General features: G+C 59.5%; 8 protein-coding genes. 6 read left to right on the forward strand and 2 right to left on the reverse strand.

Annotated features, from left to right (window positions below; genetic code table 11):
* Positions 1-233 precede the first annotated feature (233 nt).
* The 6 genes from C8N34_RS25300 (at position 234) to C8N34_RS25330 (ending at position 6,685) form a co-directional block, all read left to right on the forward strand.
* Entirely contained in the window at positions 234-428 is a 195-nt protein-coding gene (locus C8N34_RS25300) for a DUF6900 domain-containing protein (protein ID WP_108131006.1), read from the forward strand.
* A 2-nt stretch (positions 429-430) separates the two neighbouring features.
* The gene (locus C8N34_RS25305) at positions 431-646 is read left to right on the forward strand and encodes a hypothetical protein (protein ID WP_108131007.1); all 216 of its coding nucleotides are present in this window, start codon (positions 431-433) and stop codon (positions 644-646) included.
* 739 nt (positions 647-1,385) lie between these two features.
* The gene (locus C8N34_RS25315) at positions 1,386-3,416 is read left to right on the forward strand and encodes a hypothetical protein (RefSeq protein WP_145693896.1); all 2,031 of its coding nucleotides are present in this window, start codon (positions 1,386-1,388) and stop codon (positions 3,414-3,416) included.
* A 147-nt stretch (positions 3,417-3,563) separates the two neighbouring features.
* Positions 3,564-3,881, forward strand: coding sequence for a hypothetical protein (locus tag C8N34_RS25320; RefSeq protein ID WP_108131010.1), 318 nt, complete (start codon positions 3,564-3,566; stop codon positions 3,879-3,881).
* Between the two features lie 1,068 nt (positions 3,882-4,949).
* Positions 4,950-5,612, forward strand: coding sequence for a hypothetical protein (locus C8N34_RS25325; protein ID WP_108131011.1), 663 nt, complete (start codon positions 4,950-4,952; stop codon positions 5,610-5,612).
* Positions 5,612-6,685: a helix-turn-helix domain-containing protein gene (locus C8N34_RS25330; protein ID WP_108131012.1), complete on the forward strand. Its 1,074-nt coding sequence runs from the start codon at positions 5,612-5,614 to the stop codon at positions 6,683-6,685. Before C8N34_RS25325 ends, C8N34_RS25330 begins: the two co-directional genes overlap by 1 nt.
* Before the next feature lie 112 nt (positions 6,686-6,797).
* Here C8N34_RS25330 and C8N34_RS25335 read toward each other — a convergent pair whose 3' ends face one another.
* Together C8N34_RS25335 and C8N34_RS25340 are read right to left on the reverse strand one after the other, a co-directional pair.
* Positions 6,798-7,019, reverse strand: coding sequence for a hypothetical protein (locus C8N34_RS25335; RefSeq protein ID WP_206752329.1), 222 nt, complete (start codon positions 7,017-7,019; stop codon positions 6,798-6,800).
* A complete protein-coding gene (locus C8N34_RS25340; RefSeq protein ID WP_108131014.1) occupies positions 7,016-7,210 on the reverse strand; it encodes a DUF6900 domain-containing protein in 195 nt (64 codons plus the stop codon). Before C8N34_RS25340 ends, C8N34_RS25335 begins: the two co-directional genes overlap by 4 nt.
* Positions 7,211-7,443 lie beyond the last annotated feature (233 nt).

The raw sequence follows: 7,443 nt of genomic DNA on the forward strand, positions 1-7,443 counted from the left end.
ACCTTAAACCCGGCATTCAGCGACTGGGTGATGGGGTGGCCACCTGGCTGGACCGATCCGCTGCGGCCGGTAACGGGGTGGTCCCGCTGGCTGCGGCAAGGGCGTGGCGCTATCTGAAGGCGGAGATTACAGCCGAGCAATGAAGTGCTCCAGATCGCCTGAAAAGAGCAATCCGGCCGGACTTCAATCTGGCCGGTTCGGGGGCATCTACGAAGGGCAACAAGGAGCCTGACATGACCCGGATCAAGACCAAAGCCCCGACCACCGCCGCCTGCCTGACACGGATCGCCCAGGTCCATCTGGGCCTTGAGACGCTGGAGGAGCGGCGCTCGGACAGCCTTGATTTCCATGAGGTGAGCGTCTGGTCGGTCAGGGATGCCCTGCGGGCCGCGTTTGAGGCCGGTCAGGCCGCCGCGCGGGAGGCATGACGATGGACGGCCCGATGCTCTGCAAACTGATGGAAACCAGCTACCACGCCGCACGGGATCTTTTGCTTCAGGCCGCCCGCGAGATGGACGAGGCGGGCAGCGCTGCGCGTCAGGGCAACCCGACGCTCGCACGCGGAATCGCAGTCGGGGCGGAGGCTGACCTGCTGAAGGCGATCGATCTGGTCAAGGCAGTCGGGGCGCTGCAACGGCTTGGGTGATCGGCGAAACGCCTGTTGCCCAGAAGGGCGGAGAGCGGCCTGACGGCGGTGCGGCACCGCATCCGCGGCGCGACGGATAAAGCGGTCCCTCAACCAATTCGCGACACAGCGGCTGCGTGTTGGATTTGAGAGAGCAAAAGCTCGATGGAAAACACGGAGACGGGAAATTGTGGCAATTATGACACGCATACCCTGTCTTAGCCTGAAACCAAGAGATCCAAGCTGCCATCGGCTTGCGTGCAGGTAAATGTGGCCTTCGGGAGATGTGGTCTAGATGATGCCTAGGTTCGGACTGACTATGAGCCATTCCAGCGTGCCAATGAGATGGACACGTCAGATTTTGCATCGAATCAGCACTTTGCCGGCAATTTCCGCGTCGACAACGGAACCCTTGGTTGGAAACGGATCGCATCCATGACACGCCCTGCGCTGAAGCATCTGACGTTTCAGGCGGCGGGGGTATTGGCGCATCACACCCCACGCCCGAAGCTTTTCGCTGACCACCTTGCCGAGGCAGGTTAGGCGCAAAAGGTGATCATCACAGCGGCCGCCATCCCGCGCGTCATCATCGCAATAGCACTGTACAAAGGCCGTCAGAAATGGGTGGCCCAGCTTTGTAACGGTTGAAATTTCCCGATTGTTATCAGATATCAAGCCTCGATTTTGCCGTGAATCCGTATTGACAGAAAGGTCAGCATGCTTCGTCTTGATATGCGTGATTTCATTTAGGGAGAGCTACTTGCAGCATTCATTCAAAGGCATAGGCGCAGGGCGCAACATGTTGTTACCCGCAACCGCCATATTCGCCACCTTTGCCACCAGCGCGCTCGCGCAGGATGTAACTCGCACCGACTGGCGCATGAACCGGACGAGCGAGATCGTGACCGTGCCCGGCGTAGTCTCGCCGGCCAACGGGGATCCGCTGGCCTTTGTCTATGCCCCGCCGATCCCGGACGCCAACGCGCCCGGTTGGGAGCCTGCACCCGATCCGCAGATCATCGCGTTCAAAGGCCATAACGGCGACGAGATCTCGCGTCTGGCCGAGGGAACCTGCCTTCAGGCCTTTGACTTTGTGTTCTTCGATACGGTCGTGACCGTCCCCGAAGGCGCGCAGGTCTCGGATTTCACGATCAGCTTTACGGGGATGGATGACGGCTCGCGCATTACCATCTTCAATGAGGCTTACCCGACCGGCACGCCGGACATGCCGGACGGCATCAACAATTTCGTGGCCTATAACCAGAACGTCACCCTGGACATGGCGCAATTCCTGCGCGCGGGCCAGAACCGTGTCGTCATCACACAGGTTGACGATTGTCCCGCGGGCAACAAGCTGCGCGCGGCGGATGTCGTGCTGAACGGCAGCGTGATCGCGGCCCCGCAGACAGGCACCCCTGAACCTGCACCTAAGGCGGGTGCAGATGGTATGATGGATGTTGCCTATGGCGATGTTCATGTGCGGAGCATGGATGGGCTCCGCTTTGATTTTCAAGTGCCAGGTGATTTCGTTGTCGCTGGCACGGCCGACAGCCGCTTCGTGTTACACCAGCGCAACGAAATCTCGGCTACGAATCCTGCCGTCACTGTCAACGTTGCTGCGGCAGCCTTCATCGATGGTGATGTGATCGAGATCTATTTCGACGATGATAAAGTGCTGCTGAACGGCGCGGTCCTGGACCTTGGCTTGGCCAGAAGTTCTGGCTTCCGGACATACTATCTGCCGCAGGGTGGTTCTATGGACGTCACGGTCCGCACCAAAGAGACAATCTACACGATCTACCGCTATCCTGAGGGCGATCGTCTTTATAATAGCGCTGCACCGGAGGCGTTTCGGATCAAGGATCCTACTAACGTCGTGGCAGGTGATTCAGCTGTAATGAAAGGCACAAGAGGACCTGCCGCAATCGGTTTGGTTGGCATTGAGGACGGCGACCGCTCCAATGACCTGACGCTGCGCAGCGGCGAGGTGATCGCCCTGCCCACCACACAGGACGAGGTTGACCGCTTTGGCGAATCCTGGCGCGTGACGGCCGACGAAAATCTGTTCGGTCACCGCCCGCCTGCGCCGCTGGCCCCGCCGCCCGCGCCCGTTGTCATGGCCGACCTGCCCGAAGAAACCCGCACCACCGCCGCAACCACCTGCCTGCAAGCCAGCGTGACCGAGGTCAATCTGCTGCGCGACTGCACTTATGACGTGGCGCTGACGGGCAACGCTGCCTTCGCAGATGCCGCCGCGAAAGTGCAAGCGTCCGACGCGGCAGTCCCTGACCTGCCGCCCGCCCAGAGCGCCGACGGTTCCAACCCGGTTGACGATATCGGCCAGGCCGCGCTGGCGGCGGCGCAGGCTGCAACCGGCGTTCAGATTGTGCTGCCCGAAGCCAGGCCAGAGCCCGAAGCGGAGCCGGTTGCGGAGCCTGAGCCTGCCCCCGAAGCACTCAGGGAAGGCATTGCAGGCGTCGTCACCCGCGAACAGCGCTTTTTGCTGGACGGTTATTACATGATCTTCCAGGCCGACGGCAATCTTTGCATCTACACCGAGGCCGACAACCGCTTCATCTGGTGTGTCAACAATGACCCCAGCATCCGCTATGCCGATACGGCCGAGGTCGTGATGACCACCGGCGGCCAGCTGATGGGTCTGGATGCGGCGGGCGAGGTTCTTTACGCCTATCCGCCCGAGCCGACGGGGATGCCGAGTGACATCTTTATTTCTTCGGAAGGCAAGGTCACCATGGCCAACGAAACCGGCACCATCTGGGAATTCAACTGATCTGATACCTGGACCGGGCCGCCCAATGCTGCGGCCCGGTCCAAATGCAATTCCAGCCATATCCCGTGCAAGGAAGGGCGCCCCCGGCCCCTTCCTGTGGATCGCGGGCAGAACAGACTTCAATCATGGAAAAGAAGGATATCCCCCATGACCGGACTTTTGGGACGGCACCGCCATTTGACACGCGCCGCCTGCTTTGCGGCAACCATCATGACCTTCGCCCAGCAGGCGCAGGCGTCCAGCGATGATGCCTGGGCAGAGCTTGAGGTCGCCGTCCGGCAGGCCTGCCTGAACGCCGTCGGCGGGATGATCACGGTGAACACGATTAACGTCGATCCTTATGGTTCCGAATCCTACGCCTTTGCCGTGATGGTCGGGCCGGAACAGGGCGCCCCGGCCGACCGCGTCGTGGTCTGTGCCTATGACAAGTTCAAGCAAAGCGCCGAAGTCAGCGGCCTTTTCTGAGTGTTAAGGACAGGGCGATCCCGGCATATCGACCGCATGCGCGCGTCGCGCCGGGGAAGTTTCACGTCACGGTGACGTTCTGTTTTGACGCTCCGAAACGGGCGATGGCTCGCCTTTGGCAATCGCGGTCGGGGATGCCGCAGCTTCCCTGAACCGGCGCTGCCATTGCCGTATCCGGACCGGCGCACGCCGATCAATGGAGCCTTCAAGCAGCGTGCAGCCTTGCGGCTTTGCAGCACCTTGATGGCTGTCTGTTCCAAGGCCAGAGTCTGTTAGCGCGTCAGGAGGTTGCATTCGCGCGCATGTCAACGAAGCGGCATCTTCGTCAAGGGCTCCAGTGGACGATCAGCAGATGGCCTGATGCACTGCATGTGCCACGCATACTTCGCTGCAGTTCTAAATTTGAAAGCATATCTGCTCGGCCCAAATGTCACGTTTGTTCAAATCACAACAATGTCTCTCGCATGTTTTGCTGCGTCACCTCTCGAAAGGCGGCTTTGGTGGGTGGCGCACTGCAACATCTCGGTCAGCAGAATGGCCGGTGTGGGCCGTCTTCGACACGGCGCGCAGCCTCGGCAAGGGGGGCGAAGGGAGTGTCGAGATATGCACCTGGAGCATAGCTCTGGCTTAGTCTGCTGGCCCGGTATTTTTGTCGTTTTGGCCCGGTATTTTTGTCGCGCTACAAGTGGCCAAAACGACAAAATTAGGGGGCCAGAAACTGAAAGCAGAGATATGCTACAGCTGCATATCTCGACGCTCCCTTCGCCTCCTTGTCGAGGTGTAGCGCGACAAAAATACCGGGCCAAAACGACAAAAATACCGGGCCAGCGGTTCCAGGCAGAGCTATGCACTAAATGCATGCCTCGACACCCCACTCACCCCCCTTGCCCCCCTTGCCGAGGTTGCGCGCCGTGTCGAAGACGGCCCGGCTGCTCATAAGGCTGGCAGAACGGCACCGCCCGTACACCGCAGATACGCTCCAAGAATGGTGGGAACAGGTGTCGCGGGTTGACATGTTAATTTTCTTCGTCTCATATGAGGTCTGAAAAATTAACACGGTGTTCTATCATGCAGATCGCAACAGCCTTCCATCGGACAGATTCCGAGGTCTCTATAAAGCTAGATGCCCTGCGCCTTGAGCGCAAGCGGCTCGTCTCTGTTGGTGCCGTTGCGCTTGCCTCCAGCCGCCGCGCCACCGCGTTTCATCCGGCCAATACGCGTGGCACTTTCGGCTACCATGATGGTGTAGAGGCTCTCAGGGGAGAACACGTCCCCAAGGATGGATGGGCGGTCTATGCCGTTGGGGGCCTGGAGGGTATTTACAATGAGGAAATCAAAACGATCATCCTGTTCAAGAACATGGATCGTTGCTGCAGTGAGGACAAGAAGCCTCAGGCCGCGTCGCGTATCGGCGTCAACTCTGAGCGCATCTGCGGCTTTCCTCTCTTCGAGAGTGTCGGCATCACACTTCCAGAAGTGGCTTTCACACTCCTTCCCAATGCGCGGCGCGTGAAGACGTCCAAGTATTCCGTCTACTATCTGATGATTGACCGAAACGGGAATCTTGAGTTGAGCAGCCCCGTTACCAAGGACCGGGTCATTCAGGGCTTCACTGATCGGATTTTTCTGGCTGAAGGCGATGATCTTGACCTTGAGCTTACGTTGCCAGATGTAGGTCCGATGGACGGTGACGAGTTCGTCATCGAGGTTAAGCGCAAGAATGAACAGTGATGTTCAACCGGAAGAGATTGGCTGCGGCACGCAAGCGCCGCAAAATGACTGCCAAGGCTCTGGCTGAAAAGTCAGGGCTCAGTCCTGTCACAATAACGCGTCTGGAAGGTGGTCAGAACGAGCCTGATCAAGGTTCGATCGACAGACTGGCGGCGGCTCTAGGTTACCCCGCAGAGTTTTTCATGCTCAGTGAGGAACTTCCCGAGCTGTCGACAGAGATGGTTAGCTTTCGAAGCCTGTCCAATATGTCGGCCAGAGAGCGAGATGCAGCTCTCAGTGCTGGCGAAATCGGTGTCGAGATGATGGACTGGGCTGAACGCGTGTTCAGCCTGCCACAACCAGCTTTCCCAGACCTCAGGTCAATGGCCGAGTATTCTCCGGAAGTCGCAGCAGAAGCATTGCGACAAAGCTGGGGGCTGGGTGACAGGCCTATCGGCGCCGTTCTCAAATTGATGGAGTCCAGAGGTGTCCGCATTCTTGGGCTATCCGAGGAGACGGCGAACGTTGATGCGTTCTCGTTCTGGCGAGGCGACACACCCTACATGTTCTTGAACTCGTTCAAGTCTGCCGAGCGCAACCTCTACGACGCCTGCCACGAAATGGGACACCTGATCCTTCATCGGCATGGTGCAAGGAATGGGGCAAGAGCCGCTGAGAACGAAGCGAACGCCTTCGCGTCGGCATTCCTGATGCCTCGGACTGACGTTTTGGCTCACGCGCCTCGGTTCATCGACACTAGGGTGATTATCCGCTTGAAACGCCGATGGAAAGTATCGGCGATGGCTCTGGCGTATCGGTTCCGGTCGCTCGAGATTCTCAGTGAGTGGCAGTATCGCTCGATATGCATCGAGCTCGGCCAGAAGGGTTACCGGACCGCCGAGCCTAGCGGGATCGAGAGAGAGACTTCTACAGTGTGGAAGCAGATATTGGCCGACATGTGGGCGAAACGCCAGGGCAAGAATGAGATCGCAAATGCTCTAAATTTGCCACTTGATGAGGTTGAAGCTCTGTTACGCGGCATCTTGCCCATCGAGGAGCGCGTCGTCGGTCAGGCTCTTCGCGTCATCAAATAAGAGCCCCAGATAGACCGGGGTCTCTGGCGTTTGGGCGGATGCGCCGAGATAGTGTCACGAACGGAAACCAATCACAGCTGAGCGCTACCCTTTCTACCGACTGCTTCGCCAATCACCCGAGGCGCTGCAGCGCCCCGACTGTCTTGAGCAGATCGACCGCCTTGAGCAGGTCAACCTCCGCGCCGAGGGCGATTCCGCGTGCGAGCGTCGGGTTGCCCTGACGCGCAGCGCTGCCCGCCTCGTCCATCTCGCGGGCGGCCTCCAGCAACAGATCCCGCGCGGCGTGGTAGCTGGTTTCCATTAGCTTGCAGAGCATCGGGCCTTCCATCGTCATGCCTCCCGCGCGGCGGCCTGACCCGCCTCAAACGCGGCCTGCAGGGCATCCTTGACCGACCAGACGCTCACCTCATGGAAATCAAGGCTGTCCGAGCGCCGCTCCTCCAGCGTTTCGATGCCCATATGGACCTGGGCGATCCGTGTCAGGCAGGCGGCAGGGGGCGGGGCTGTGGTCTTGATCCGGGTCATGTCAGGCTCCTTGTTGCCCTTCGTAGATGCCCCCGAACCGACCGGATTGAAGTCCGGCCGGATTGCTCTTTTCAGGCGATCTGGAGCACTTCATTGCTCGGCCGTGATCTCCGCCTTCAGATAGCGCCACGCCCTTGCCGCAGCCAGCGGGACCACCCCGTTACCGGCCGCAGCGGATCGGTCCAGCCAGGTGGCCACCCCATCACCCAGTCGCTGAATGCCGGGTTTAAGGT

Source organism: Gemmobacter caeni (genome assembly GCF_003054195.1).
Classification (GTDB): Bacteria; Pseudomonadota; Alphaproteobacteria; order Rhodobacterales; family Rhodobacteraceae; genus Gemmobacter; species Gemmobacter caeni.